The sequence below is a fragment of the Sulfolobus sp. B1 genome (genome assembly GCF_007050195.1).
Taxonomy (GTDB): domain Archaea; phylum Thermoproteota; class Thermoprotei_A; order Sulfolobales; family Sulfolobaceae; genus Saccharolobus.
In genome coordinates this window covers 1-747 of sequence record NZ_QIMI01000318.1, presented here as the reverse complement: position 1 = coordinate 747, position 747 = coordinate 1, and the positions used below count along the sequence as shown (strand labels likewise).

The following is a 747-nucleotide window of genomic DNA, read 5'->3' as shown; positions in this document are numbered from 1 at the left end:
GAGGACATAGTAAGTAAGGTTTCTAGTCAAGTTAATCCCCCCTCTGATACTAGAGGGAGTTCGTGGTATAGGAAGGAAGTTATGAAGGTTATAACTAGAAAGGCTTTAAAGGAGGTGATGGGCTGATGCAAGTCGTTAACAAGGGAGACAAAGTTAAGGTTAGAGTTAAGGTTAATGGGGTTTGGTATGAAAGGTATGTTAGTCCTAGGATGTTGTTAGTGGACTTCATTAGGGATGAGCTAGGTCTAACCGGAACAAAGGTTGGATGTGATACTACTACTTGTGGGGCTTGTACAGTATTACTTGATGGTAAGTCAGTTAAATCTTGCACAATTTTTGCTGTCCAGGCTGATGGTTCTGAAATCACTACTATTGAAGGCTTATCAGTCGATTCTAAATTACATCCAATTCAAGAAGCATTCAGAGATAATTTTGCTTTACAATGTGGTTTCTGTACTTCTGGAATGATAATGCAAACATACTTTTTACTAAAGCAAAATCCTAATCCATCGGAAGAAGAAATAAGGGATGGTTTACATGGGAATATTTGCAGATGTACCGGTTATCAAAATATAATTAGGGCGGTAATAGATGCGTCCAAGAGGTTGAGAGCATGAGTTATGTCGGAAAATCGGTTAAAAGATTATATGACGAAAAATTCATAACCGGAAGGAGTAATTATGTAGATGATATAAGAATACCAGCATTATACGCTGGCTTCGTAAGAAGTACATATCCACACGCCTA

General features: G+C 38.0%; 1 protein-coding gene and 1 pseudogene. Both read left to right on the top strand.

Features of this window, described 5'->3' with window-relative positions; genetic code table 11:
• Window positions 1-126 (top strand): annotated as a pseudogene (locus tag DMP16_RS10445) (xanthine dehydrogenase family protein subunit M); the annotation flags it as partial.
• Entirely contained in the window at window positions 126-617 is a 492-nt protein-coding gene (cutC, locus tag DMP16_RS10440; RefSeq protein WP_069283629.1) for a glyceraldehyde dehydrogenase subunit gamma, read from the top strand. The pseudogene DMP16_RS10445 and the gene cutC, both read left to right, overlap by 1 nt.
• Window positions 618-747 lie beyond the last annotated feature (130 nt).